This window comes from Legionella taurinensis (assembly GCF_900452865.1).
GTDB lineage: Bacteria > Pseudomonadota > Gammaproteobacteria > Legionellales > Legionellaceae > Legionella_C > Legionella_C taurinensis.
The window spans coordinates 414,146-439,621 of record NZ_UGOZ01000001.1 but is presented as its reverse complement, the minus strand read 5'-3'; the positions used below and the strand labels follow the sequence as shown (position 1 = coordinate 439,621).

Sequence of the window (25,476 nt, the reverse complement as noted above, 5' to 3'; positions counted from 1 at the left end):
ATTGATTAGTCTAATTTTTTCATGCTTTTCCACAAAAAACGGCCCGAAGGCCGTCCATTATTTAATCAACATGCTCTTCTTGTCGACGAAGAAACGCTGGTATATCAAGGTAATCAACATCCGGTACAGACTCCGATACGGCCTTGGTTGACGTGGTGGTTGCAGGGGCGGCAGCCTGCTTGCGAATCACTGCTGGACGATCCAGTTGGTGATAATCCAGGGACCCGTCACTGCGGGTAGACTCTGCAAAACGGGATTTGGCCGGTTGTTGGCTTGAGGCCGATTGCTGTTGACCGCGCGGACGTGAGTCGCCAAGGCCTGTTACAATCACCGTCACTCTCATTTCGTCCGTCATGTCAGGATCAATCACGGTACCGACCACCACGGTCGCATCATCGGAAATGAATTCTTTCACCACATCGCCCACTTCTTCAAATTCGCCAATGGACATGTCAAGACCCGCAGTAATGTTTACCAGAATCCCTTTTGCCCCGGAGAAGTTCACATCCTCAAGCAACGGGGACGCAATCGCCGCTTCGGCGGCCTGGCGGGCGCGCTGTTCGCCTGTGGCACTGCCTGTACCCATCATCGCCATGCCCATTTCAGACATCACGGTGCGAACGTCAGCGAAGTCGACGTTAATCAGACCAGGGCGGGTAATCAGATCGGAAATCCCTTTTACCGCACCCAACAAGACGTTATTCGCTGCTTTAAAGGCGTTGAGCAGACTGATGTTTTTGCCGAGTACGCTGAGCAGTTTATTGTTGGGGATGGTGATTAATGAATCGACATGTTCAGCCAGCCGGCGAATGCCTTCCTCAGCCGCCAAGGCACGCTGTTTGCCTTCAAACGAGAACGGTTTGGTTACCACAGCCACGGTTAAGATGTTCAATTCTTTGGCTACTTCAGCAAAGACTGGAGCCGCTCCCGTACCGGTACCACCGCCCATACCGGCCGTAATAAAGACCATGTCTGCGCCTTCCAGCACTTCACGGATACGCTCGCGGTCTTCTTCAGCCGCTTCGCGGCCAATGCGTGGATTGGCGCCGGCGCCGAGGCCTTTGGTTAGATTATCACCAAGCTGAATATGAATTTTAGCATTGGAATTTTTCAATGCCTGGGCATCGGTGTTCGCGCAAATAAACTCTACACCGTCAATATTTTCAGCGACCATATGCTCCAGCGCGTTACCACCGCCGCCGCCGACACCCACAACCTTAATGACGGCACTGTTATCTTGGCTTTCCATTAGTTCAAACATTACTGCCTCTCCCCTCTTCAATTCTTATTATTCTGTGGGTAATTTAAAAATTACCTTGAAACCATTCTCTCATGCGAGACCAGAGCCCTTTACCGCTGACATTCAATGCCGGAACTGCATAACCGCCTTCATACTGCTGTTGGTATCCGTGCAATAATAAACCAACTCCTGTTGCTAAAGAAGGGTTTACTGTCGCTTCTGCCAATCCTGACACATGGTGAGCACACCCATGGCGTACCGGCATTTCAAAACACATTTCCGCCAACTCGATAGCGCCCATGACGCTTGAACCGCCGCCGGTCATGACCATGCCGGCCGCCAAACGCTGCTCAAACCCGCTGCGGCGCAATTCATTTCTGACTAAGGTAAATAATTCCTCGTAGCGGGCGGACACGACATCAGACAAAGCCTTGGCTGAAATTTTACGGCCAGGGCGGTTATCATTCATGCTGGTGACTTCAATCATTTCATTGGCACTGGCCAGCTCAGGCATGGCACAGGCATGTTTAACCTTGATGGCTTCCGCCGCCTTGGTTGGTGTCCGCAACGCCATGGCAATGTCATTGGTGACCTGGTCGCCGGCGATAGGAATGACCGCCGTGTACTGGATGGCCCCTTCGGCAAAAACAACAATGTCGGTTGTCCCGCCGCCGATATCAATCAGGCAAACGCCCAATTCCTTTTCGTCATCCGTTAAGACGGCATGACTGGAGGCTAACTGTTCAAGGATAATGTCACTGACTTCAAGTCCGCAACGGCGCACGCATTTGGCAATGTTTTGCGCGGCACTGACGGCACCCGTCACAATGTGAACCCGTGCCTCAAGCCGGACACCGGCCATGCCAGCGGGCTCACGAATGCTTCCCTGATTATCAATAATGAATTCCTGGGGCAGAATGTGGAGAATTTTCTGATCCGCAGGGATGGCAACGGCCTTGGCCGCATCAATCACCCGCTCGACATCCGCCTGCGACACTTCCTGATCGCGGATGGCGACAATGCCGTGCGAATTGAGGCTGCGGATATGACTGCCGGCAATTCCGGCAAACACCGTACGGACTTCACAGCCCGCCATTAATTCTGCTTCCTGGACGGCACGTTGAATGGAATTGACCGTGGCCTCAATGTCCACCACCACGCCTCGTTTGAGGCCGCGGGAAGGGTGGCGCCCTATGCCGATGACTTCAATGGTTCCGTCAGCCGTGATTTCGCCCACTAAGGCAACAACTTTTGAGGTGCCAATATCCAAACCGGTGATGATGTTTTTTTCTGATTTTTTTGCCATTATCTTCCCGCTTATTTTTTCCATTGCACCGCCATGCCGCGCGGATACCGTAAATCAACACTTGCCAACTGCTCCGGTTTATCTGCAAAAACAGCAGGATATGCTTTACAGAATCGTGTAATTCGCATTTCTAGATCTCGTTTTCCCAGGCGTAACTGTACACCATTTGCCAGAGTGAGGTCCCAAGCATGGTTGTCGCGCCATTCCAGCGAGGCGGCGTGCAAGCCATAGATTGATAATATCTTACTCATTTTTTTGTAAACTTGTAAGACTTCCTGTTGTTGATTCGCAGGACCTCGTAAATGAGGCAGAGTAGAATCATCCACCTGCCCCCCGTTAAATGTCTCGCCATCCCTGGTTAGCATGGCATCATTCCAGGTCGCCACCGGTTCTTTTTCAACCAACGTAATTTTTAAGGTGTCCGGCCAAATTCGCTCTATTTCCACCTGCGCTGCCCACTCCAGGGCGCTTAATTCGGCATGCAATTGATTGACCGACAGGGAAAAAAAACTCGCGTCCAGGTATCTGGATAGTATTTCTTCCAGTTGCTGATGGGAAACATGCTGATAGGTTGCCGCAATTTTAATGGTATTGACCGGAAAACGTCCAGGGTCAGCGATAAAGACATAGACAAGCCGCGCCCCTAAAAAAAGCGCGCAGGCGACCAACAGCGTCAGCACGCCGGCATAACCTAACTGCCCCTTACCGCTTCCGTCCATCCATCGACCTCAATTATTGGTAATTAGTTACCAGTTGCTCCCTGCAACGATGATGTATCCTGGCAAGGGAAATCAATTCCTCAAGCAGCTCAGGGTAACCAAGCCCACTGGCCTGCCATAACTTGGGATACATGCTGATGGGCGTAAAACCGGGCAGAGTATTGATTTCATTAAAATAAATATCACCCGTTTTGTCATTGACAAAGAAATCCACACGCGCCATGCCCTTACATTTTAAGCGGGTAAATATCTCGCCGGCAATGGCTTGTAACTCCTTCAACAAGGAATTGTCCAATTGAGCAGGAACATGAAGATCCGTTGCGGCGCTTTCGATGTATTTAGCCGCGTAGGAATAAAACCCATCCGCATGATGGACACAAATCTCCCCGGCAACACTGACGCGCGGCGCAGCGGAGGGATTGGTATTTTCAAGTACGGACAATTCAATTTCACGCCCTTGAATAAACTCTTCGACCAGAATGGTCTCATCGTAGCGTAACGCATCTTCGACAGCGTGAGCGAGTTCGGTCATCGTCTTCGCTTTGTGAATACCCACACTGGACCCTAACGAACAGGGTTTAACAAACAAAGGCCAGCCAAGATCAGACACCACATTCTGGCAGAATTGTTGACGCTCGGCTGCATTGCTGTGCCAGGATAAAAGACGGTAACGGGCGGAACGGATACGCGTATCGCAGGCCAGGCGACGAGCCATGTCCTTGTCCATGCCGATGGCTGATGACAGAACATCCGATCCAACATAGGCGACACCGGCCAACTCCAGCAGTCCCTGTAAACAACCGTCTTCATGCAGGGGACCATGCACAACAGGAAATACCACGTCCGCATCCACAGCCAAACGCCCATCAATCAAGAGGCTGGGTAATGCCTGGGAGGAAGCGGTTTTTACCGGTAAGCTGTGCTTATGCGCCAACAGTTCCTGATAATCATTCAGGTAACAGCGCCCTTCTTTATCCATGCCGATAGGAATAATACGATACTTTCGGGCATCGAGTTGGGCTAAAACGGAGGCAGCGGAAACAAGGGAAACTTCATGCTCCCCCGATTTGCCCCCATAAAGTAAGGCCAGGTTGACCAGTTCAGACATGATTAGTCTCCAATAATGTGTACTTCACGGATCAGTTCGACGGCGGTCTGCTGATGAACGGTGTGTTGCACCAGTTCAATCAATGATTCAATGTCATGCGCCGACGCATTGCCTTCGTGATTGATAATAAAGTTAGCGTGCTTGGTGGATACCACAGCACCCCCCAGTTGTTTTCCTTTCAACCCGCATTCTTCAATGAGGCGAGCGGCAAAATTGCCGGTGGGATTGCGGAATACGGAGCCGCAATTGTATTCATTCGTCGGCTGCGTTTCAGCACGGCGAGCCAGTAACTCTTTAATCATCTGCAGTGATTTATCTTTTTCGCCGGGTGAAAGCCGGCAGGTGGCCGCAATAAACCATTCATCCTCCAGTCCGGCGACATGACGATAGGCAATGGCGAATTCGGACGGTTTGCGTACCCGTCTCTCGCCATGCCGGGTCATGGTTTCGACCTCAACAACCGATTGCCAGGTTTCACCGCCGAAACAGCCCGCATTCATACGCAAAGCCCCGCCCATGGTCCCTGGAATGCCGGCCCAGAATTCGCCGCCGGCTAACTGATTCCTGGCGCAGAAACGGGCCATGGTGGCGCAGGAAACGCCGGCCTCAACACGCACGAGGCGATCGCCAACCAGACTGACTTCTTTAAGGCAGCCCTGAGTGAGGATCACCGTTCCTGCAAACCCGCTGTCGCGGATGAGGGAGTTACTTCCAAGCCCCAACCACAACAAGGGTTCATTGCTCGGCAGGTGCTTTAAAAACAGAGCCAGATCATCGATGCCAGCCGGCTTGTAGAGTTGACGGGCAAGCCCACCCACCCGCCAGGTGGTATAGTCTGCCAATGGCTCATCGCTGAGCAATTGCCCTTGAAAAGCAACACCCTGACCATTTAACCCGTTGATTGTTTTCACGCTGGTTCTCGCACGGTTTGCATTAAATTTTGCGCCATCTGACCTATACTGCCAGCCCCCTGCATGAGGATAACATCGCCATTGGCAATCAATTCATCCAGGGTTTTGACCAGGTTCTGATCATTCACCAATCGGGCATTGGGGCGGATGGTGCGGATTTTCTTTAACAAGGCTTCGCTGCTGATCCCGGGAATGGGTTCTTCGCCGGCAGAATAAATATCCAGCAACAATAATTCCTCAGCGATACTCAATACATCCACGAACTGATCAAACAAATCTTTGGTACGGCTGTAACGGTGTGGCTGAAAAATATGAACCAGACGCTTGTCGGGCCACACGCGGCGGAAAGCATCGAGCGTCGTTCGAATCTCCTGCGGGTGATGGCCATAATCATCAACCACCGTCGCGCTGGCGTGTTCAAACTGGCGTTCGCCTAAAATCTGGAAGCGTCGTCCCACGCCCTGGAATTTAGCCAGACCGCAGACAATGGCGTCATCATTGACATTGAGCTCAGAAGCAATGGCAATGGCTGCCAGGGCATTAAGCACGTTATGGCGTCCCGGCCACTGGAATTTAATGTCCAGAGGCTTTAATCCTCTGGGTCTTAACACCGTAAATTCACTGCTTAAACCCGTTTGAGTCCAATTGATGGCGCGATAATGGGCTTCTTCACGAAAACCATACGTCATGGTCGGGCGCTGAATCAACGGCAGGATACGGCGAACCTCTTCGTCTTCAAGGCATAACACGGCAAGGCCGTAGAAAGGCAGGTGATGCAGAAACTCCACAAACGTGTTACGCAGCTTATCGAAGTTATCTTCATACGTGCTCATGTGGTCAGCGTCAATGTTGGTCACGACCGCCATCATCGGTTTTAAGAACAGAAACGAGGCATCGCTTTCATCGGCTTCCGCCACAAAATAAGCGGAATGTCCCAATTGCGCATTGCTGCCGGAGCTGTTTAATTTTCCGCCAATAACATAACTCGGATCCAGGCCGCCTTCCGCCAGAAGACTGCTGACCAAGCTGGTGGTGGTGGTTTTGCCGTGCGTCCCCGCGATGGCAATGCCGTGACGGAAACGCATCAATTCAGCCAACATGGCCGCGCGTGGAATAACCGGGATTAACTGTTCTTTGGCCGCAATGATTTCCGGATTATCTGAGCTGACGGCAGTGGACCGAACAACGACATCGGCTCCCTGGATGTTTTCCACACGATGGCCAATGGCCACCGCAATGCCCAGGGATTGCAAACGGGCAACCACTTTGTTTTCGCTGATATCCGATCCGGTAATGCGATATCCTTCATTATGAAGCACTTCAGCAATGCCGCACATGCCGGCACCGCCGATCCCGACGAAATGAATCTGTTCTACACGCCCCATCCTTGGCGAAAGAAATTGTCCTGAGCTATCCACCACGTTCCCCTTGTTATGAAGTCGGCTTTCTCAATCCCAAAGATTGCCAACGATTTTCATGATCAATCCGCAATAACAATGCGATAACCACACAATTAACCACCATACTCGCACCGCCATAACTTAACAGCGGCAAGGTTAATCCCTTTGTTGGCAGCAAACCTGAATTGACCCCCATGTTAATTGTTGCCTGCAACCCTAACCAGAAGGTCAAGCCATAAGCCGTAAATGCGGCGAAGAGCCGATCCTGACAAAAGGCGGTGTAGCCAATCATCAGTCCTCTAAGCACCAGTATACTATACAAAATTAATACGAACAGGACGCCCAGCAACCCTAATTCTTCAGCCAGCACAGCAAATAGAAAATCCGTGTGCGCTTCCGGCAAATAAAACAATTTTTGAACACTATCCCCGAGACCAGTCCCCAGCCAGCCACCACGGCCAAACGCAATCAGCGATTGGGTCAACTGGTAACCGCTGTTAAATTGATCCGCCCAGGGATCGAGAAACGCGGTTAATCGTGCGACCCGGTAAGGCGACGACACCGCGAGCATGGCAAGGCAGCAGCCGACTAAGATAACCAAACCAATGTAATAACGCAGCTTCACCCCGGCTAAAAAGAGCATGGCCATGATGGTACCGGCGATGACCACGGTGGCGCCGAAATCAGGCTCCAGTAACAACAGAACCGAGACCATGCCCAGAATGATCATGGGCTTGATAAAACCCAAAATACTGGCGCCTATCTGTTTTTGTTGACGAACGAGATAGCCCGCCACGTAAAAAATCATGGTCATTTTCGCCAATTCAGACACCTGAATGCCAATGGGACCCAAAGCCAGCCAGCGGCGGCTGCCGTTGACGGAACGTCCGATACCGGGGATTAAAACCAGCATCAGCATCACCAGGCAGGCCAGCAGCAGCGGCATGCTCAGTTTTTCCCAGATTTGACTGTCAATGCGCATCACCACCAGCGCCACCAGAAAGCCGGCCGCCAGATAGCAGCATTGACGAATGAGAAAATGAAAGGGTTGATGATAATACTTGGTGGAAATCATGACGGAACTGGAAGCCACCATCATCAGACCAATGATCAGCAGGCCCAGCACCGCCCCCATCATCCATTTGTCATAAAGGGCTAAGGGTTTGTGGGTTGGTTTTCCACGTTGCGTGTAATGACGGGGTTGCATGGCGCTCACAATTTCCCTACCAGGTTGGCAAACAGTTCGCCGCGATGATTAAAATCACGAAACATGTCCATGCTGGCGCAGGCTGGCGACAACAGCACCACGTCCCCCGCCTGAGCCTGACGCTTCGCCTGATGAATCGCTTCGTCCAAAGAAGCGGCACGGGAGACAGGCAATAAATCCCCCACCGCCTTCTCAATCTTGTCGGCATCGGTACCAATCAACACCATTGAGCGGACATAGCGGCTGACGGGCTGACGTAACTCGGTAAAATCCGCGCCCTTACCCAAACCGCCGGCAATCAGAACAATTTTACCCTGCATGGCGCCGCCAATGCCGGTAATGGCTGATTGGGTAGCGCCGATATTGGTTCCCTTGGAGTCATTAATCCAGTCCACCCCCTGCAGGGCTCTTACCCACTGGCAACGGTGCGGTAAGCCGGCAAAGGTTTTTAATACGGTGATCATGGCGTCGCGATCAATGCCTGCGGCACGGGCTAAGGCACAGGCGGCCAAGGCATTCTGCCAATTGTGGGTGCCTTTAATGCGCAACTCGTCCACGGCAAGCCATCGTTCTTCGCCATAGGCCAAAAAAGCGTCTGTACCGTCATAAACAATTCCCCAGTGCCCCGTCTCTGGCTTATCCAACCCGAAACTTGTGCGTTGGGCATCGTCCGTTTCAGGCACTGTCGCCTTGTCCTCGCGATTGTAAATAAGCAACTCAGCCTGCTTGTAAATACGCTGTTTGGACTCGGTATAAGCCGCCATGGTGTGGTGTCTGTCGAGATGGTCCGGGGTAACATTTAAAATCGTGGCCGCCCTTGCCGCCAGAGAATGGGTTAAATCCAGTTGAAAGCTCGACAATTCAAGCACCCACAGATCATAGTCCATGCCCTTATCCAGCAGATCGAGAACAGGCGTGCCAATATTCCCAGCCACCGCCGCATGGAGGCCTGCGGCTTTAGCCATCTCGCCGACCAGCATGGTGACGGTGGATTTGCCGTTGGTTCCGGTTATGGCAATCACCGGCGCTGTGATTTCGCGCACCAGGCATTCAATGTCGCCATACACAGGAATACCGCGTTCATAGGCCTGCGTCAGGAAGGGTTCCTCAAGCGACACGCCTGGACTGGTAATGATGGCTTTAAGATGAGGGTAAACGGTCGATGGCAATTGCCCTAAAAACACGTCAACGCCAGGAAACTCCGAGTGGAAATCGGCCAATCCTTCGACTTGATTTCGCGTATCAAACGCAATGAACGGCTCATTACGCCGCTTGAGATAACGGGCGATGGACTGTCCTGTTTTACCGAGACCTGCAACGAGATAACATGGTTGATTCATGATTCGCCTATCGTAATTTTAAGGTTGCCAAACCACAAAGGACAAAAATAACCGTCATAATCCAGAACCGCACAATCACTTTAGGCTCAGACCAGCCTTTTAATTCAAAATGATGATGCAAGGGCGCCATACGGAACAGGCGTTTACCACCGGTGTACTTGAAATAGCCTACCTGCAGGATAACCGACAGGGTTTCAATCACAAAAAGGCCGCCCATGATTAAAAGCACCAGTTCCTGCCTGACCACGATAGCGACAATCCCCAGGGCTGCACCTAAAGCGAGTGACCCGACATCGCCCATGAAAACCTGGGCGGGGTAAGTGTTATACCACAAAAAGCCCAATCCCGCGCCGACGATGGCCGAACAGAAAATCGTCAACTCGCCGGTATTGGGAATGTAGGGGATGGCCAGGTAATGAGCATACAAGGCATTGCTGCTGGCGTAGGCAAAAATCCCCAGCGCACCGGCAACCATGACAATCGGCATGATGGCCAGACCATCCAGGCCGTCGGTCAAATTCACCGCGTTACTGCTGCCGACGACCACGAAATACGCCAGAACCGGGAATAAAGGGCCTAAGGTAATGAGCCAGTTTTTAAAGAAAGGAATAGACAATTGGGTCTGAACCGGGATGCTGGCATTAAAATATAGGAAAGTGACTGCGAGGATGGCGACCACGGATTGCCAGAAATATTTCCAGCGCGCAGGTAAGCCACGGCTGTTTTTACGCACCACCTTGCGGTAATCATCAACCCAGCCAATGGCGCCGAATCCTAAGGTGACCAATAGCACCAACCAAAGCGCCGGTTGCCGCAAATCGCCCCACAACAGGCAACTGGAGGTAATGGCCACTAAAATCAGCAGCCCGCCCATGGTGGGCGTCCCGGCTTTGGATAAATGCGTTTGCGGACCATCGTTGCGGACCATTTGGCCGATCTGGAGATTTCTCAGCCATTTAATCATCATGGGGCCGCAAAACAATCCCACCAGCAACGCGGTTAACGCCGCGAGGATGGAGCGAAACGTAATGTATTGGAAAACCCTGAACGCATGATATTGTCCTTGAAATAACTGCGTTAACCAGTAAAGCATGTTGTCTGTTCCTCTTTGTCAGATTGATTCGATTGCAGCCGGTATCAGGCCGTGCAAAAAGTTGCCAAGCATAGCATAATTGGATTCATCAACCCACCAGTCTATGCACAATTTTCTCCATCGCCGCCGACCGTGACCCCTTCACCAGCACCGTGGTGTCTTTATTCAGATGCGGCAGCAAATCCCGGGCCAGATCGTCCTGCGTCTGATAGTGGCAAGCCGGCTTTCCGAAGGCCTTACTGCTGAACTCACTGTGCTTGCCGCAGGTCATCAGCAAATCAATGCCTTTGCTTTGCGCCACCCGCCCGATTTCTTCATGATGCTGCTGTGTCCATGCACCCAGTTCCCCCATGTCGCCCAACACCAGAATACGGCGGCCCTGCCGTTTAGACAGGACATCAACGGCCGTCAGAACCGAACGCAGGTTGGCATTGTAGGTGTCATCAATGACAAGGGCATCATTATGGCCGTGCAGATAGGTCATGCGTCCCGCCACCCCTTGAAACTGGTTTAAGCCGCGGGCAATGTCCGGCAACCCTATACCGGCGGCGAAGCAGCACAACGCCGCCGCCAGGGCATTACGAATGGTGTGTTCGCCGGGAACCTGTAACTGGATTTGAGCCTCACCGCAAGGCAATACCAGAGTAAACCGGGCACAACCCCGTTCATCAAACACGGTATCGCGGGCATAGGCATCAACCGGCTTGTTCAGAGAAAAGCGCAACACGTTTTTACCGTCTAAGAGACCATCCCAAAAATGGGCATACTCGTCATCGTCATTCACCACGGCCGTACCCTCGCAAGGCAGGCCCTCATAGATCTCGCCTTTAGCCCTGGCAACGCCGTCAATCGAGCCAAACCCTTCAATATGCGCGGGGGCAATGTTATTGATGAGCGCCACTTGCGGTTGCACAACCGCCACAGTATGAGCAATTTCCTTCGGGTGATTGGCACCAAGCTCAAACACGGCATAACGGTGTTCCGGTTTAAGTTCAAGGGCCGTTAAGGGCGCACCAATGTGGTTATTGCGATTGCCGCGGGTTGCCAGAGAAGGCGGCGGAAGAATGGCTGCAATCATTTCCTTGACCGTGGTTTTACCGTTGCTGCCGGTCAACGCAATTACCCGGCAATCCATGCGGCGGCGATGGCTGGCGGCCAGTTTAGCCAGGGCATCAAGACTTGAGGGAACAACCCATTGCGGTACGGCAATTCCAGGGCAGGCCTGCTCGCAAACAATCGCTGCCGCGCCTTTGGCTGCCGCCTCGGCAATGAAATCATGACCATCAAAGCGGTCACCTCGCAGGGCAATGAATAATTCACCCGGTTTTACCAGGCGGCTGTCGATGGCGATGCCATGGATTTCCATGTCTGGCGCAGGAGCGCAACCCAAAAGCTCGGCAATTGTTTTTAAGTTCATAATGATTGCAAGGGGTTAAAATGCTTAGTGTAATGGTTATTGTGCCAACTCACCAGAGTAGCCCTCAACCTCTGAGCAAATTGTGCAAAATTTATAAAATCAGGCCATGGTGAGCACTTTATCCAGGCGCTGGATGACCTGATTTTGCCGAGCCTCTTCGACCAGCAGGCGAATTTTTTTATCCCGCGCATGATGGCCGCTGCCAATCACCACCTGTTTTTGTGTCAACCCCAGCAATCGGGCGAGGTAAACCACCAGTTCTTTATTGGCTTTGCCCTCTTGCGGGCTGGCTTTGAGTTCAAGTAAAAGATCCTGGTTGTTATTTAGGAACAAGGCATTGACGCGGCTGGCCGGTTTGACCTTGAGCGTCAATTGCATGAATTGAGGACGGCAATCAAGCCAGGGCCGAGAGTTCGTGTTCACTGGGAATATTCAGTACACGACGGTAACGGGCCAGGCTTTCGTCATTTAAAGGACGCCGCATGTCGTCCAACAGATGCGTATCGAGGCCATCGCTTAATTGTTTGGCGGTTTCAAGCATGATGGTAAAGCGTTCAGCATCAATGGTGGAATTACCGGAGGTGTGCATGAACAGGCACAGGCCGCGTACACTGAATGCGCCGATATTCTGCAAATCAAACACCCCGCTCGCGGTCGCGGCGGCCAGACTGCATAACACAGGCCCCTGACCATTGGCCTGCTGATGACGGTGAAACAAATGCCCTTCACCAAAACGAAGACCAGCTGCCAATACGGTTTGCAGCAGTTCATAGCCTGCCAACTGGCGGTTTTCTTTTGCCAGCAGAAACATCATGATCGATTGACCAGGATCATTTTTAGTGACAGGTCTTGCTTCCATGGGGCGTGAATCGAGCGCAGGCCGGTTCTCGCTACGGGCCTCGATTGGGCGGATATCGACACGCGTTTCAACCGTACCGGGGGTGTCCTGTTCATCCAGAGCAATGGATGGACCCTCCGTTGACTGGGTTTTTATAGTGAATTCAGGCAGTTCGTCAACATCTTCCTTCGGTTGAAGGTTGACTTTACGAATGGCAATTATATCATCGTAATGCTTCGGTTCGGCGGCCTGACCCAGTGAGGGTTGATAAGCCGTGTGGTTTAAACTCTGCCTTCTGGCTTTCATCAGGCGGCCAATAGCAACCACTACACCAATGAGTAATAACACATTGAGTATCAGACTCCAGTTTGCCTGCATGGTTTACTCCTCGTAAGTAAAGAGCCCTTGACTTCGCTCTTGGTATTTATCAAGTCTCGCTCATTGACAAGGCTTGTTCAACATCAACTGCAACAACGCGCGACACACCGGGTTCACGCATGGTTACTCCAATTAAATGATCCGCCAGTTCCATGGTTACCTTGTTATGGGTAATAAACAGGAATTGTACGAATTGTGACATTTCTTTCACTAAAGTACAAAATCGTCCGACATTGACATCATCCAGGGGCGCATCCACTTCGTCTAACATACAGAAAGGAGACGGGTTCAGTTGGAAAATGGCAAAAACCAATGCCACAGCCGTCATCGCTTTCTCTCCCCCGGACAATAAATGAATCGTACTGTTCCGTTTACCCGGCGGTTGTGCCATTACCACAATACCAGCTTCCAACAGATTATCACAAGTCAGCTCAAGCAGGGCACGTCCACCGCCAAAAAGACGCGGAAACAAGACCTGAAACCGCTGATTGACTTCATCAAAGGTGCTTTGAAACCGTTGCCGGGTTTCCTTATCCATTTTTTCAATCGCGGTTTGCAGTGTCGCCAGCGCTTCCTGCAAATCGTCGTATTGGGCGTCCAAATGGTGTTTGCGCTGCGATTCGGTCTCGTATTCGTCAATAGCAGCCAGGTTAATCGCGCCCAAACGCTGGATTTTATTGACCACCTCAACCAGGGCTTCCTCGTGCAAACTCAGCGAAGCCTGAGGCGCAAGTCCTGTCAATACATCCTGAAGCCTTACGCCAAGCTCCGTTAAGGAATCAAGCAATCCTGCCGCGCGCACTTTGAGTGTTTGCTCTTCGATTTGCGCCTGCTGGATGACGTTTTGCAAGTCGCGGCTTTGCTTGTCTAGGGTTTTCATCTGTTCGGTAAGTCCCTCAATCTGCTGGTTAAGCTGATTAAGCTGTTCACGGTGCTGTGCAAGCAACTCGTCCAGTTCGTGATGCTGAAGCAGTTTTTCTTCAAGCAGGGGCTTAAGGGTAGTATCGGGATTCTTAAGAGTCAGTAACTGGCATTGCACTTCTTCCAGGCGATCATGAAGAACCTGCAGGCGATCGTCGTTTCGTTTTAATGCGTCCTGCAACTGACTCACTTTCAATTTTTCACGTTCGGCATTTAATTCCGCCTGATGCAGGAGGGTACGGACTGTGTCGACAGCGGCCTTGCTTAACGGCAGTTCGGAAAGCCAGGCCGTTTTGCCATCCTGTAACTGCTGATAGCGATGCGTCTGTTCGTCGACAATACGCGCCGCTTCCTGCGAGCGGGCTGTTAATTCATGGTGCTCTTCAGCTAAGGTTTGCAGTTTGAGCAGCAAGTCTTCTTTTTCTTCCCTAAGCTGCACCCTTTTTTGCTCAGTCTGCCGCAGTGCCTGTTCCTGCTGTTGGCTTTGCGTTTCCGCCCGGCGCAGGCTCTCCTTCGTTTCGATGAGGATTTGTTGGCGGTTGGCTGTCCGTTCCTGCACAGCCGCCAGTTGCTCCTGTTGTTCATCGCGTTGCGTCATCAGGCGGCTTAACAGAAGACGCGACTGTTCAAGCTGGTCGGTCAGTTCAGCCAATTCCTGCTGTTTCACTAAAATACCCTGATTGTCGCTGCGTGCAAGCGGCGCCGCTTTTAACCAACCATGCCCCAACCAGTAACCCTCCGGCGTCAGAATGGATTCCTCCGCGGTAATCGCAGGCAGCCAGGCGATGGCTTCATCCCAATCGGCTGCGGCCAGGATTTTAGTGAAATCGAGGCTGCCACAGGCGGTAAAACCCTGTATTTTATCGGATAAACGCGGTTGTTTCCGGGGCGATGCAGGACAGGATTTCGGGGTCAAAAACCAGCAATCACCCGGCAAAGAATCGGTTTTAAGTCGGCTGTACAGCGCGGAGATGTCATCCATGACCACGGCCTGAAGCCGATCCCCCAACACCATTTCACAGGCAGCCTGCCAGTCTTTATCGACCTGCAGCACTTCCGCCAGACGCGGTTGATCGTTCCAGTCACCATCAAGCGCATTGTCCTCATGACGCCCCAAGGCCGTTTGAATCATGGCTGACAAGGCCGCATGCCGGGCGTGCAGGGAGTACCCTTCATCCTGCGCTGTACGGATGGCCTGCTCAATGGTTTTTAATTCCTGAGCCATGCCTTGCGCCTGTAAAGACTGCGCCTCGTAATCCCGTTCCTGCTCCTGAACCTGCAGGCGAAGATTCTGCGCCTCGTCCTTTACGCGTTCCAATTCCACCATTAAACCGGCAGTGTCCTGGCTGGTTTCATCCCTCATCAGGTTGTCGAGGCGGGTTTGGGTGTCCTGACGGCGCTGCATCAGATGCTGCAGACTGAGCGCTGTCATCTGCTGTTCATGGCGCGCGTCATTAAGGGCCTGTTGAACCGTATCGGCCTGCTCCTGCCAATCGCTTTGCTGTTGCTGACACCGCTTTAACAGCGCGTCTTTGGCGGCCAGTTCATCCTGCAGCAACAGGACATTGGTCAGGCATTGTTCGCGAATATCCTGGCTGTGGTGCAGGGCGTCTTTATCCTGCGTCTGCTGGGCAGATAATGACTGCCAATCGTCCTGCAACTGGTTACGCGTATCCATCAGGCGCTGCCTGTCCCGCTGATGCTGCTGAAGATTTTCCTCCAGCCGGGCAATTTCTGTTCCCAGCTGATAATAACGAGTCTGGACATTCCGCAGCCGCTCGTCTTCCTCATGCCGTTTTTCGCGCAGGGCAACGCTTTGTTGATAAATTTCGGTTGATTGGGCCTGCTGCGCTTCGTAGGCGACGCGGTGCTGCTGAATGGTGTGCTCCATGCGCTCCTGTTCTTCGCAAAGCGCCTGCCACTTCAGGACCAGAATGTCTGCTTTAAGGCGGCGCTCTTCCTGTTTAAGTTGTTGATAGCGTTCCGCCGCTTTGGCCTGACGCTCCAGACGCTGCAGTTGCTTATCGAGCTCGTCGCGGATATCGGCGACCCGGGCAAGGTTGTCATGCGTATGCTGGATACGGGTCAGGGTTTCGCGGCGGCGTTCTTTGTACTTGGAAACCCCGGCTGCCTCTTCAAGGTAAGCCCGTAATTCATCAGGTCGTGCTTCGACCAAGCGGGAAATCGTGCCCTGGCCGATAATCGAATAACCGCGGGCGCCAGCCCCTGTGCCTAAAAAAATGTCGGTGATGTCGCGCCGTCGGCAACGGGTGCCATTGAGGTAATAAAGGGATTCGCCATCGCGGGTAACGACCCGCTTGACTGCCAGTTCCTGATAGCTTGCGTATTGACCGGTTAAACGGCCTAAACTGTTATCAAACAGCAACTCGACGGAAGCCTGACCCAGTGCCTTGCGATTGGAGGATCCATTAAAAATAACATCCGTCATGGATTCGCCGCGCAGATTTTTAGCCGAACTCTCACCCATTACCCAACGGACCGCATCGATGATATTGGATTTACCGCAGCCATTGGGACCTACGACTGCGACCAGTTGACTTGGGAAAGGAACTGTCGTGGGATCAACAAAAGACTTAAAACCCGCCAGTTTTAACTGTTTGAGGTGCATCAGGACTTAGCTTAAACGAAATAGCGGGAATTATAGCCTGAAATGTGGGAAATAGAGAAGAATCCGCACATCGGATCGCCGACATGCGGATGAGCAACTACTTAGGGGCAGGTGCAGAAGGGACTAAGTTGCCCAACCCAAAAGGCTTTGCCAGCTTATCAATCAGTTCCAGGGTTGTGGTGTGGGTATTGGAATTAAATAAGCCCAGGAAGCGGCTGGTAATGCCCTGGCCCTGATTCAGCTTTTCATACAAAGTGCCTTCCCGCCCTTTCCCTGCATAAAAGTCGCTTAAAATATGTTTAATATCGGTCTCGGATTTAGCACCATCCAGCGCATCGATAAGGATAGCCAGATTATCTGCTTTATCGGGAACTTTATACCAATGCTTTCGGGGGTCCTTGCTTAGAAATGTCTGGTATTTGCAAAGGGTTACATACGAAGCACTCGCTTTAAATGCGTTGACCTCCTCCAACCCCTTCATTTCTTCATCAGATAAAGGTTTAATGGCTTGGGGGTTATTAAAAAAAATCCCGCCCATTCGGCTGGCAACAGCCACTTTTTCTTCTTCGGAAAAATGCTGTTTGATTTCAACCGCTTGTTCCGGGATGCTGGGCGTCGGGGAGGGTTTGGTTCTATCATGAAATTGAGGCTGCTTAAACGGCTTAAGCGCTTCAAAATGCTTTGCCTCCTCAAGAGCGCCGCCAATATAGACGTCCAGTGCGCTGCGGTAATTGGGGTGTTTATCCACATAGTTCACTGCCCTTGCAATCGCAATCATCAGCAAGGCAAATAAGCGTTGACGTTCTTCATGCGAAGTAATACCCGGAATTACTCCTTTCAATTGCAGGGCGGCTGCATTTATTCCCTGTTTTGCCTGTTGCCAGCTTGTCAACTCGGCTGAATGCGGGATTGCAACTTGAAACAGACTACATACTTTCTGTGTGTAACTCAGTACTTCAATTGAATTGTACGACATCATGGTTCTCTTTTGGATTATCTGAACCAATTATAACCCGAGAACCTTATCAAAAAATTAACTGTTTGGTGTTTCCGATTCATTCAGCCTTAATAACAGTTTCTCAATGAAATCAAGACTCGCCTGATAGTCCTGCTGCAGAGTTTCATGCGCGGTTTTTAATTCTTCGTACTCCTTGCTAAGGTCAGGGAGGAATTTTTGCATTGGAGCTGTCTCCTGAGGCGTGCCCACACGCTTTTTTTCTATGTCGTCTTCATGCCGGGGAAGCTGTTGCAGGGCCCGTTCCTCTTCGAGTTGTTCAATGCGCCTTCGGGCCTGATTTAAGGTAGCTTCATGCCAGAGCAAGGTTAAGCCAATTCCTACGGCGAGAGGAAAAGCCCACAGCGGCCATACGGACAGGAAGAAATGCAACCCGGTCTGCGAGCGTTGGACGAGGTAGCCTTCGTGGGTGAACCCGCCGAGGTAATAATTGAACAGGTAATATTCCCAAAAATAATACAGAACGGCTAAAACCACCACGGTCGTAACTAATAAGGTATACCAGCTTATTTTTCGTGTTTTAGCATTTGTTTTCACTTCTTAGCCTCTACGTAAATTCCCTACTTGCTAATCTAGCCTAAAAAGCGTGAGAATAGAACAGCAAAAGGATAGCAGGAGCAAGGATGACTCACGACGCGGAACTTAGCCATATCATGCAGGTCGTGGCTGAAAAAAGTCTTAAACTGATGACTGAGTTTCAGACGCAGCCCACGCAGGTACTGGATTTAATCAAGCAGTATTCCGATGTAACCAATGATTTCATTTCGCTGATGCTGACATTGCTTAAAAATCCCGAGCAGGTCTGGCAAATGCAGGTCGCCTACTGGAAAGACGCCATGAGTCTGGCGCAGGACCAGTTCAGTCACTGGCTTGAAGGCAAAGCCATGCCGATAGACGACAAACGGTTCAGCGGCGAGGAATGGGTCAATAATCCTTTTTTTAATCTGCTAAGCCAGCATTACCTTTTAGCCAGCGAACACATGAACTGCCTGCTTGAACAAATCGATTACGGCGACAAGCAACTGGCAAAACGCATTCAGTTTTTTACCCGTCAATACCTCGATGCGCTGTCACCGGCGAATTACCTGCACACCAACCCCCAGCTAATGGCTGAAACCATTCAAAGCCATGGCAAAAATTTATTGAAAGGATTACAGAATCTGCTCACGGACATGGAGTCTGGCTCCACCCGTCTCATTATCAAAATGACGGACACCGATGCGTTTAAAATCGGGGAAAATCTGGCAACCACACCCGGCAAAGTCATTTTCCGCAACGACATGATGGAGCTCATCCAGTATTCGCCGCAAACGGAAAAGGTCAATTCAATTCCGCTGCTGATTATTCCGCCCTGGATCAATAAATACTACATCCTGGATCTAAGCCAGCATAATTCCTTTGTTAAATGGATAGTGGAGCAGGGGATTACTGTGTTCATGATTTCCTGGGTCAATCCGGATGCCAGCTATGCCAATAAAGGCCTGTACAATTACCTCGACGAAGGCCCAATGACCGCCATTGACATTATCCGTAAGCAATTAAAAGTCAAGAAAGTCAACACCCTGGGCTTTTGTATCGGCGGCACCTTATTGGCCTGCCTTCTGGCCTATTACAATGCCAGCAAAACCATGCCGGTTCACAGTGCAACCTTCCTCGCCTCGATGATTGATTTCAGCGACCCGGGGGATATTTCCGTCTTCATAGATGAACACCAAATAGCACGTCTTGAAGAGCAGATGAAGCTGAAAGGTTATCTGGATGGGCGGTTTATGGCCAGTACGTTTAATTCCCTGCGGGCCAATGATTTGGTCTGGAGCTTTTTCATTAAAAATTACCTGCAGGGCAAAAATCCGGTTCCCTTTGATATTCTCTACTGGAATGCCGATGCCACTAACATGCCGGCAAAGATGCATTCGACTTATTTGCGCTGGATGTATTTGCATAATTACCTGGTTAAGCCCGGTAAAGTGCTGCTCAATCACGTCCCGATTGATGTCACCCAGATTACTATTCCCACTTTCTTTGTCTCCACATTGAAAGACCACATTGCGCCCTGGAAAACCACCTACAAGGGCTTTGAGTTGATGAAAGGCAAAAAGCGCTTTCTCCTGGGTGGCTCAGGCCACATTGCTGGCATTGTCAACCCGCCCAATGTAGAAAAGTACGGGTATTACCGTAATTACGATACCCACCAGACAGCGGATGAATGGTTCAATGATGCGATGCATCTTGCCGGCTCCTGGTGGCCCGAATGGATGTCCTGGCTTAAAAAAGAGTCAGGGCGCATGGTCGAGGCGCCGGTGTTCAGTGAGTTGCCCTACCCTGGCATCGTCAATGCCCCTGGAACGTATGTGTTTAAAACATACACAAGCGAAGTGACGACCAGTCCTGCAGCAACCACCGGTTAACGGTTACTGAATCCCAAACCAACCGCCTGTATCGCCGCCGGCCCAGCAATCGCCGGCGGCACAGCTTTTGATTTTCTGAGCACAGAGTTGATTAAAGGCGGCTATTTGACTGATGTCCTGCCATTCATAGGCTTTAGGCTGGCAAATGCGGCCAATGTATTCCCCAGGCACACGCACCTGCCCCATGACGCTGATGTCCGGTGAGACGGCGTAAATTCCAGAACGATGCGAATAGCAGGCCACGTAGCAGCCTGATTTGCCGCTGTAGCTGTTGTCCGTGGGCAACATCACTTTCTTTGCCCCAGGGTAGGAATGATTCACCACCCCTTGATTTTCAATGACATAGACTGGAAAGGGCGACGGCAGCACCTGATCATTGTAAGGGGACTTGAAACTCAGCGGCTCCAACGCCTGACTTTCAGACGCCAGCAACAAAGCAAGCAACGGTAGTAGGTGTTTATTCATCATTTTTTTCCATAGCGAGATTGCCTTTTAATTATAGCAAGTGTCAAAATCGGTTATACTTCCTGCTTTTTAATCATGATGAATCATTCTGAAGAGGTCATTGCTCAAACCCGGCATTGGGTTCGGCATTTTATAATCGAATACGGGGTTTGCCCCTTTGCCAAACGGGAAGTGGATCGCCAGACGCTTCGCCTTGCGGTTGCAGACAGCCAGGATACAGAACAGGCCTTGTTCCAATTAATGGACGAGGTGTCTCTACTGGATAAGGATCCTGCCATTGCCACCACCCTGCTCATTTTCCCCCGGCAATTCCATTCCTTTTTTGACTACCTGGATTTCCTGGATTTAGCCGAGCAGCTCTTAAACGACAGCGGCTATGAAGGCCTTTATCAACTGGCCAGTTTTCATCCTGATTATTGTTTCGACGGCGTTGATTTTAATGATGCCGGCAATTACACCAACCGCTCCCCTTACCCCATGCTGCATCTTTTGCGCGAAGACCAGGTTGAACAGGCCATTGCCTATTATGGCGACACCTCGCTAATTCCTCTGCGCAACATTGAAAAAATGCGTGAGCTCGGCGTCACTCAACTGGAAGAACTGCTTTCTTCCTGCCGTCTTGGGAGCGAAAATGGAGAAAAATAACACTTTTTGTGGTATTTTTACGGTCTTACCTCGTCGGCAAAAGCAACTTCATGGCTAAGAAAGAACGAATCATCATCGGCATCAGCGGCGCTTCAGGCATTATTTATGGCATTCGACTGCTTGAAATTTTACGGCAACTGTCGGTGGAAACCCATCTGATTGTGACGAAAGCGGCTCAGCAGACCCGCCATTATGAAACCACCTACACGGCCTCGGATCTTGAACAGCTGGCCAGTCATTATTACAACATCAATGACGTTGCCGCCTGCCTCGCCAGCGGCTCCTATAAAACCTTGGGCATGATCATTGCCCCCTGTTCCATGCGCACGCTGGCTGACATTGCCAGCGGTTGTACCAGTAATTTATTAACCCGGGCAGCCGATGTGATCTTGAAAGAGCGGCGCAAACTCATCCTCCTGGCGAGAGAAACCCCGCTGCATTTGGGGCATCTTCGGAACATGGTGAGCGTGACGGAAATGGGAGCCATTATCGCCCCACCCGTGCCTGCCTTCTATACAAAACCCGCCACGTTGGATGATGTGGTCAATCACACGGTAGGGCGCATTCTCGATCTTTTTGATTTTGACCTCGATCTTGTGAGACGATGGGGAGACAACCTTCATAAAGCGGACTAACGATGTGGATAGTATTTGCTTTATTGGCAGCCCTGCTCTGGGGTTTAAATTATTCTCTCGCAGAAAAGCTCCTGCACAGCTTGTCCATTTTTACCCTGCTGGCGCTGGAGATGCTCCTTGGCGCGGTGGTCTTTTCCCTGCTTGCCGGCCTGACCTCCTTTAAAAAAGATTGGCATACCTTGAGCAATCAGCCTGATTTACTGATTCTTACGCTGACTCAGATTGTCGTGGTCAGCGTGGCAAGTTACCTGATTGCACTGTCTGTGCGGGCTAAAAATGCCACTGCTGCAGGCATCATTGAATTAATTTATCCCCTGTTCACCATTTTCTTCACCTGGCTGCTGTTTCGTGAAAATCATGCCAATTCCTCCGTGTTGATTGGCGGCACCCTCATCTTCATCGGGGTGTTGATTATCAGTCAGGGCTAGTATCAGGCCAGGTAATGATGCAAAGCCCAACCAATGACATAGGCCAACGCCGCCGTGACAGCGCCTAAGGTAAGCGTTTCTAAGCCTGAATAATGCCAGGATTTGGGGGACCAGTGGCTCTTAATCGCACCAATGATGAAAAACGTGCATCCAGTGAATAGACAGGAGTAGAAAAAAGCAGAAGGCCTGTTAAAAACATAGGGTAGCAGAGGGATTGCCCCAAAAATCAGAAATGAAATGAATGTCCAGGCAGCCGACTTTAAGGGCGATGGCACAACTTTCGGCAATCCGTATTCTTCCTGGAGCATGGTTTTTAACCACAAGCCCTGATTGGATGTAATCGCCTCAACCACCCGTTCAAGCGCCTCCCCCTGTAATCCTTGGTCCGCAAACATTGCACGTATTTCGGCTTTTTCGCCTTCGGGTACAAGGCGGAGGTGTTTTTCCTCTATGGCTTTGTCTTGTTGATAGCGTTCCCGTTCGGCTTTTGTCCCCAGGTAATTGCTTGCTGCCATGGAAAATCCATCCGCAAGTAAATTAGCAAAACCCAAGATCAGGATAACAAGCGATGACAGCTGACCTCCTACTACACCAGAAACAATCGCAAAGGTGGTGACTGCCCCGTCGATACCGCCATAAATCCAATCCCGCAGGTAATTTTGCGGGTTGGTACTTAGCCGGCGTTTAATGTCCATGGGCGAATGGCTGTGTTCCATGGGTTGGCCTCTATCGGTAGTAAACCTATAAACTGACATAATTCCCAGTTAATGGGTAGGGAGCAAGAGACTTAGGGCGGCTGATGAGCCAATAGAAAAACAGCCGCATAAGCGGCTGTTCAGAACGGGCGGTGAAGAATTATTTAACCGCTTGTTCCGTTTTTTTAACGTCTTTAGCGAAATTTAACATAGCCTTTTCAATGATTTGAAAGGATTTTTGCATGTAATCCAATGCCTTGTGGCCGTTTTCCAGCGCAATATTCATTTGCTTGTCAAACAACTCTTCCGGCTTTTTCAAATTAGCCAACTCATCGGGCTTAATGTAAGACAGGTTTTGCAAGGTCTTGACATTTAACTCAGCGATGGCTTGAACAGGTTCTTGAACCTTCTTGGCGATTTCGCTCCATTTTTCAAAATAAGCTTGGTTTACCATTTCATTTCTCCCCAATATGTTGCAGTGCACAATAATAGAATAGTTCCTTATCACCATGCCTGTCAAGGTATTCAGCGACTTTTTTTGCAGTGCAGCATAAATTATTTAAAAAATCCCTGCCACTGCTTGAGGAATTGCTGCATTTGTTGAGACCAGAGATCACTGGTGGTTTTATAATCACTTAAATAGGGGTTACCCTGCAGTGATTTTTCCAGGGTCACAAACAGTTGTTCCAGCATCTTTTTAAAAGACTGACTCATCGGGTGATTGGCCAGAATAATGAGTTGCTTTAACATGTCGGCCGACAAAAACTGGCTGGCGCCGCTTTCCATTTCTACAAAAATCTGCAGTAAGGTTGCATTGGTTATGTCGTTGTTGGTGACAGAATCTTCCACTCGAAAAGCGATTCCATCGATAATATAACGCTGTAACTCTTCAACGGTGATGTATTGGCTTTTTTCGGTATCGTATAATCGTCTGTTTTTGTATTTCTTGATAAGTCTAGTCATTTAATCCTCTAAAGCAGCCTGTTCCGCTTAATACATGTGCAGGCCGCCGTTAATGCTTAAATTGGCGCCGGTAATGTAGCGGCTTCGCTCATCAATTAAAAATTCAACAGCCCAGGCTATTTCTTGCGGCTCTGCCAGACGTTTTGCCGGGATTAAATTAATGATTGAATCCAGAATATCAGGCCGGATACCCTTCATAAGACGAGTATTGACATAACCGGGAGAAATGCTGTTTACCGTGATGTTTTTACTCATCAACTCCTGCGCCAGGCTCTTTGTAAAACCATAAATACCGGCCTTGGAGGCGGCATAATTGGCCTGAGAAAATTGCCCTTTCTGCGCATTCACGGACGACACATTGACGATGCGGCCACCGCCCTGATTACGCATGATCTCAACCACAGGACGAGTCACGTTAAACATGCCATCGAGATTAACACGCAAGACCTCGTCCCATTGTTGTTTGGTCATTTTATGGAATACGGCATCGCGGGTAATTCCCGCGTTATTAATCAACACGTCGATTTGTCCGTATTCGACAAGAATATCGGCAACAGTTTGCTGGCATTCGTCAAAGCGGGTCACATCCATGTGCCGGAAAGCGATTTGCTCATGGCCTTCTTGTTTCAGATGATTCAGCCACTCCGTGGCCTGCGCCTGTGAAACCACATCCAACGCAATGATTTGACCATAACGTTTGCTCAACTCAATGGCAATGGCAGTACCAATATCCCCAGTGCCCCCTGTTACCAATATAACCTTGTCTTTTTCCATTTTGTTCTCTTTCTGCTAACCATGAGAAAACAGGTAATTACATGTATTGACCGCCATTAATATCCAGATTGGCACCGGTAATAAAGCCTGATTCACGAGCAGCCAGAAACGCCACGGCATCGGCAATTTCTTCAGGTCGCCCTAAACGTCCGACAGGAATATTGGCAACAATACTTTTTAATACATCCTCTTTCACTCCCGCCAGCATCGGCGTTTCAATGTACCCGGGCGAAATGGTATTGACAGTAATGCCTTTGCTGGCCACTTCCAATGCCAGACTTTTAGTGAAACCAAACAAGGCGGCCTTGCTGGCGGCATAGTTACACTGACCAAACTGGCCCTTACGGCCATTGATTGACGAGATGGTAATGATACGGCCATAGCCCTTGTCAAGCATGGCAGGCAATACATTGCGGGTAATATTAAAGACGCTGGTCAGATTGGCATCGAGTACCTGCTGCCACTGCTGAGGGGTCATTTTTCTAAGACTGCAATCGGCGGTAATCCCGGCATTATTAACCAGAACATCGATGTGGCCATAACGTTCGTTCACCAGGGAAACCAGCTTTTCGCAATCAGCAAAACTTGCCATGTCCGCATAAACAATATCGACGTTAAAACCGGCTTTGCGTTGCTGCTCTTGCCAGGCTTTGGCTTCTTCATGCTTTCCATCCTTGAAGTAGCAAGCGATCACCTGGTACTCGGAAGCTAATTTTTGGCAAATCGCTGTGCCAATTCCTCCTGTACCTCCAGTTACAACGGCTGTCATTTTTTCCATAAACAACTCCTTTCAATTTTGTGACTGGTAATTCATTACTTCAAAGCAAAACCAGAGGAAAGTCAATCATGAGTTACCATAATTTGATGTCTTATTGAAAGTATAGCCAGAGAACCCATGCAGGTCGGGCTTAAATAGAAAAAAGGGAGGCTCAGCCTCCCTT

General features: G+C 50.4%; 25 protein-coding genes. 4 read left to right on the top strand and 21 right to left on the bottom strand.

Annotation, left to right across the window (positions count from 1 at the left end; all coding sequences use genetic code 11):
* Positions 1–61 precede the first annotated feature (61 nt).
* The 15 genes from ftsZ to DYE45_RS01955 form a co-directional block, all read right to left on the bottom strand.
* Positions 62–1,261, bottom strand: coding sequence for a cell division protein FtsZ (gene ftsZ, locus DYE45_RS02025; RefSeq protein WP_108293184.1), 1,200 nt, complete (start codon positions 1,259–1,261; stop codon positions 62–64).
* Between the two features lie 43 nt (positions 1,262–1,304).
* A complete protein-coding gene (ftsA, locus tag DYE45_RS02020) occupies positions 1,305–2,546 on the bottom strand; it encodes a cell division protein FtsA (protein ID WP_058532267.1) in 1,242 nt (413 codons plus the stop codon).
* 11 nt (positions 2,547–2,557) lie between these two features.
* A complete protein-coding gene (locus DYE45_RS02015) occupies positions 2,558–3,265 on the bottom strand; it encodes a cell division protein FtsQ/DivIB (RefSeq protein WP_108293188.1) in 708 nt (235 codons plus the stop codon).
* Positions 3,266–3,278: 13 nt separating this feature from the next.
* Entirely contained in the window at positions 3,279–4,373 is a 1,095-nt protein-coding gene (locus DYE45_RS02010; RefSeq protein ID WP_108293190.1) for a D-alanine--D-alanine ligase family protein, read from the bottom strand.
* 2 nt (positions 4,374–4,375) lie between these two features.
* Positions 4,376–5,284, bottom strand: a complete 909-nt coding sequence (gene murB / locus DYE45_RS02005; protein WP_115300314.1) for a UDP-N-acetylmuramate dehydrogenase — start codon at positions 5,282–5,284, stop codon at positions 4,376–4,378.
* Complete coding sequence (gene murC / locus DYE45_RS02000) at positions 5,281–6,702, bottom strand: UDP-N-acetylmuramate--L-alanine ligase (RefSeq protein WP_108293194.1); 1,422 nt, start codon at positions 6,700–6,702, stop codon at positions 5,281–5,283. The genes murB and murC overlap by 4 nt, the downstream gene beginning before the upstream one ends.
* A 13-nt stretch (positions 6,703–6,715) precedes the next feature.
* Positions 6,716–7,891 (bottom strand): putative lipid II flippase FtsW, encoded by a 1,176-nt coding sequence (ftsW, locus tag DYE45_RS01995; RefSeq protein WP_165481677.1) that lies wholly within the window; start codon positions 7,889–7,891, stop codon positions 6,716–6,718.
* Between the two features lie 5 nt (positions 7,892–7,896).
* Positions 7,897–9,231 (bottom strand): UDP-N-acetylmuramoyl-L-alanine--D-glutamate ligase, encoded by a 1,335-nt coding sequence (gene murD, locus DYE45_RS01990; RefSeq protein ID WP_108293198.1) that lies wholly within the window; start codon positions 9,229–9,231, stop codon positions 7,897–7,899.
* Between the two features lie 7 nt (positions 9,232–9,238).
* Positions 9,239–10,324: a phospho-N-acetylmuramoyl-pentapeptide-transferase gene (gene mraY, locus DYE45_RS01985; protein WP_108293200.1), complete on the bottom strand. Its 1,086-nt coding sequence runs from the start codon at positions 10,322–10,324 to the stop codon at positions 9,239–9,241.
* An 88-nt stretch (positions 10,325–10,412) separates the two neighbouring features.
* Positions 10,413–11,741, bottom strand: coding sequence for a UDP-N-acetylmuramoyl-tripeptide--D-alanyl-D-alanine ligase (locus tag DYE45_RS01980; RefSeq protein ID WP_108293202.1), 1,329 nt, complete (start codon positions 11,739–11,741; stop codon positions 10,413–10,415).
* A 99-nt stretch (positions 11,742–11,840) separates the two neighbouring features.
* Complete coding sequence (locus tag DYE45_RS01975) at positions 11,841–12,164, bottom strand: DUF167 domain-containing protein (protein WP_133138160.1); 324 nt, start codon at positions 12,162–12,164, stop codon at positions 11,841–11,843.
* Positions 12,136–12,957 carry a cell division protein ZipA C-terminal FtsZ-binding domain-containing protein gene (locus tag DYE45_RS01970; protein WP_108293206.1) on the bottom strand — a complete coding sequence of 274 codons (822 nt, stop codon included), beginning with the start codon at positions 12,955–12,957 and terminating at the stop codon, positions 12,136–12,138. The genes DYE45_RS01975 and DYE45_RS01970 overlap by 29 nt, the downstream gene beginning before the upstream one ends.
* A 49-nt stretch (positions 12,958–13,006) precedes the next feature.
* Positions 13,007–16,507, bottom strand: a complete 3,501-nt coding sequence (gene smc, locus DYE45_RS01965; protein ID WP_115300313.1) for a chromosome segregation protein SMC — start codon at positions 16,505–16,507, stop codon at positions 13,007–13,009.
* A 97-nt stretch (positions 16,508–16,604) separates the two neighbouring features.
* Complete coding sequence (locus tag DYE45_RS01960) at positions 16,605–17,486, bottom strand: hypothetical protein (protein WP_133138159.1); 882 nt, start codon at positions 17,484–17,486, stop codon at positions 16,605–16,607.
* A gap of 54 nt (positions 17,487–17,540) precedes the next feature.
* Positions 17,541–18,059 (bottom strand): hypothetical protein, encoded by a 519-nt coding sequence (locus DYE45_RS01955; protein ID WP_108293212.1) that lies wholly within the window; start codon positions 18,057–18,059, stop codon positions 17,541–17,543.
* An 86-nt stretch (positions 18,060–18,145) separates the two neighbouring features.
* On the opposite strand from DYE45_RS01955, the gene DYE45_RS01950 reads away from it, so the two are divergent.
* Complete coding sequence (locus DYE45_RS01950) at positions 18,146–19,930, top strand: PHA/PHB synthase family protein (protein WP_115300312.1); 1,785 nt, start codon at positions 18,146–18,148, stop codon at positions 19,928–19,930.
* A 3-nt stretch (positions 19,931–19,933) separates the two neighbouring features.
* Here the strand turns inward: DYE45_RS01950 and DYE45_RS01945 are convergent, their stop codons facing one another.
* Positions 19,934–20,398: a hypothetical protein gene (locus DYE45_RS01945; RefSeq protein ID WP_242602657.1), complete on the bottom strand. Its 465-nt coding sequence runs from the start codon at positions 20,396–20,398 to the stop codon at positions 19,934–19,936.
* A gap of 72 nt (positions 20,399–20,470) precedes the next feature.
* Here DYE45_RS01945 and DYE45_RS01940 point away from each other — a divergent pair, with 72 nt between their 5' ends.
* The 3 genes from DYE45_RS01940 to DYE45_RS01930 are packed head-to-tail and all read left to right on the top strand — an operon-like array spanning position 20,471 to position 22,103.
* Complete coding sequence (locus DYE45_RS01940; RefSeq protein ID WP_108293218.1) at positions 20,471–21,040, top strand: DUF1415 domain-containing protein; 570 nt, start codon at positions 20,471–20,473, stop codon at positions 21,038–21,040.
* Between the two features lie 50 nt (positions 21,041–21,090).
* Positions 21,091–21,675, top strand: a complete 585-nt coding sequence (locus tag DYE45_RS01935) for a UbiX family flavin prenyltransferase (protein WP_108293220.1) — start codon at positions 21,091–21,093, stop codon at positions 21,673–21,675.
* Between the two features lie 2 nt (positions 21,676–21,677).
* Positions 21,678–22,103, top strand: coding sequence for a DMT family transporter (locus DYE45_RS01930; protein ID WP_108293222.1), 426 nt, complete (start codon positions 21,678–21,680; stop codon positions 22,101–22,103).
* A gap of 2 nt (positions 22,104–22,105) precedes the next feature.
* Here the strand turns inward: DYE45_RS01930 and DYE45_RS01925 are convergent, their stop codons facing one another.
* The 5 genes from DYE45_RS01925 to phbB (DYE45_RS01905) form a co-directional block, all read right to left on the bottom strand.
* Positions 22,106–22,819: a VIT1/CCC1 transporter family protein gene (locus tag DYE45_RS01925; protein WP_242602656.1), complete on the bottom strand. Its 714-nt coding sequence runs from the start codon at positions 22,817–22,819 to the stop codon at positions 22,106–22,108.
* Positions 22,820–22,958: 139 nt separating this feature from the next.
* Positions 22,959–23,252, bottom strand: coding sequence for a phasin family protein (locus DYE45_RS01920; protein WP_165481676.1), 294 nt, complete (start codon positions 23,250–23,252; stop codon positions 22,959–22,961).
* 101 nt (positions 23,253–23,353) lie between these two features.
* Positions 23,354–23,761 (bottom strand): polyhydroxyalkanoate synthesis regulator DNA-binding domain-containing protein, encoded by a 408-nt coding sequence (locus tag DYE45_RS01915; protein ID WP_108293228.1) that lies wholly within the window; start codon positions 23,759–23,761, stop codon positions 23,354–23,356.
* 27 nt (positions 23,762–23,788) lie between these two features.
* Positions 23,789–24,535 (bottom strand): acetoacetyl-CoA reductase, encoded by a 747-nt coding sequence (phbB, locus tag DYE45_RS01910; protein WP_108293230.1) that lies wholly within the window; start codon positions 24,533–24,535, stop codon positions 23,789–23,791.
* A 37-nt stretch (positions 24,536–24,572) separates the two neighbouring features.
* Entirely contained in the window at positions 24,573–25,313 is a 741-nt protein-coding gene (phbB, locus tag DYE45_RS01905) for an acetoacetyl-CoA reductase (RefSeq protein WP_165481675.1), read from the bottom strand.
* Positions 25,314–25,476: the final 163 nt, after the last annotated feature.

What these genes read in the sequence shown, in the direction of transcription:
- DYE45_RS01935 (WP_108293220.1), top strand. Translation starts at nt 21,091, where the DNA reads ATGGCTAAGAAAGAACGAATCATCATCGGCATCAGCGGCGCTTCAGGC.
- DYE45_RS01920 (WP_165481676.1), bottom strand. Translation starts at nt 23,252, where the DNA reads ATGGTAAACCAAGCTTATTTTGAAAAATGGAGCGAAATCGCCAAGAAG.
- DYE45_RS02010 (WP_108293190.1), bottom strand. Translation starts at nt 4,373, where the DNA reads ATGTCTGAACTGGTCAACCTGGCCTTACTTTATGGGGGCAAATCGGGG.
- DYE45_RS01950 (WP_115300312.1), top strand. Translation starts at nt 18,146, where the DNA reads ATGACTCACGACGCGGAACTTAGCCATATCATGCAGGTCGTGGCTGAA.
- DYE45_RS01915 (WP_108293228.1), bottom strand. Translation starts at nt 23,761, where the DNA reads ATGACTAGACTTATCAAGAAATACAAAAACAGACGATTATACGATACC.
- DYE45_RS01945 (WP_242602657.1), bottom strand. Translation starts at nt 20,398, where the DNA reads ATGATGAATAAACACCTACTACCGTTGCTTGCTTTGTTGCTGGCGTCT.
- DYE45_RS01980 (WP_108293202.1), bottom strand. Translation starts at nt 11,741, where the DNA reads ATGAACTTAAAAACAATTGCCGAGCTTTTGGGTTGCGCTCCTGCGCCA.
- DYE45_RS01970 (WP_108293206.1), bottom strand. Translation starts at nt 12,957, where the DNA reads ATGCAGGCAAACTGGAGTCTGATACTCAATGTGTTATTACTCATTGGT.
- smc (WP_115300313.1), bottom strand. Translation starts at nt 16,507, where the DNA reads ATGCACCTCAAACAGTTAAAACTGGCGGGTTTTAAGTCTTTTGTTGAT.
- DYE45_RS02015 (WP_108293188.1), bottom strand. Translation starts at nt 3,265, where the DNA reads ATGGACGGAAGCGGTAAGGGGCAGTTAGGTTATGCCGGCGTGCTGACG.
- ftsW (WP_165481677.1), bottom strand. Translation starts at nt 7,891, where the DNA reads ATGCAACCCCGTCATTACACGCAACGTGGAAAACCAACCCACAAACCC.
- ftsA (WP_058532267.1), bottom strand. Translation starts at nt 2,546, where the DNA reads ATGGCAAAAAAATCAGAAAAAAACATCATCACCGGTTTGGATATTGGC.
- DYE45_RS01960 (WP_133138159.1), bottom strand. Translation starts at nt 17,486, where the DNA reads ATGATGTCGTACAATTCAATTGAAGTACTGAGTTACACACAGAAAGTA.
- mraY (WP_108293200.1), bottom strand. Translation starts at nt 10,324, where the DNA reads ATGCTTTACTGGTTAACGCAGTTATTTCAAGGACAATATCATGCGTTC.
- DYE45_RS01925 (WP_242602656.1), bottom strand. Translation starts at nt 22,819, where the DNA reads ATGGAACACAGCCATTCGCCCATGGACATTAAACGCCGGCTAAGTACC.
- DYE45_RS01940 (WP_108293218.1), top strand. Translation starts at nt 20,471, where the DNA reads ATGATGAATCATTCTGAAGAGGTCATTGCTCAAACCCGGCATTGGGTT.
- DYE45_RS01930 (WP_108293222.1), top strand. Translation starts at nt 21,678, where the DNA reads ATGTGGATAGTATTTGCTTTATTGGCAGCCCTGCTCTGGGGTTTAAAT.
- phbB (WP_108293230.1), bottom strand. Translation starts at nt 24,535, where the DNA reads ATGGAAAAAGACAAGGTTATATTGGTAACAGGGGGCACTGGGGATATT.
- ftsZ (WP_108293184.1), bottom strand. Translation starts at nt 1,261, where the DNA reads ATGTTTGAACTAATGGAAAGCCAAGATAACAGTGCCGTCATTAAGGTT.
- phbB (WP_165481675.1), bottom strand. Translation starts at nt 25,313, where the DNA reads ATGGAAAAAATGACAGCCGTTGTAACTGGAGGTACAGGAGGAATTGGC.
- murD (WP_108293198.1), bottom strand. Translation starts at nt 9,231, where the DNA reads ATGAATCAACCATGTTATCTCGTTGCAGGTCTCGGTAAAACAGGACAG.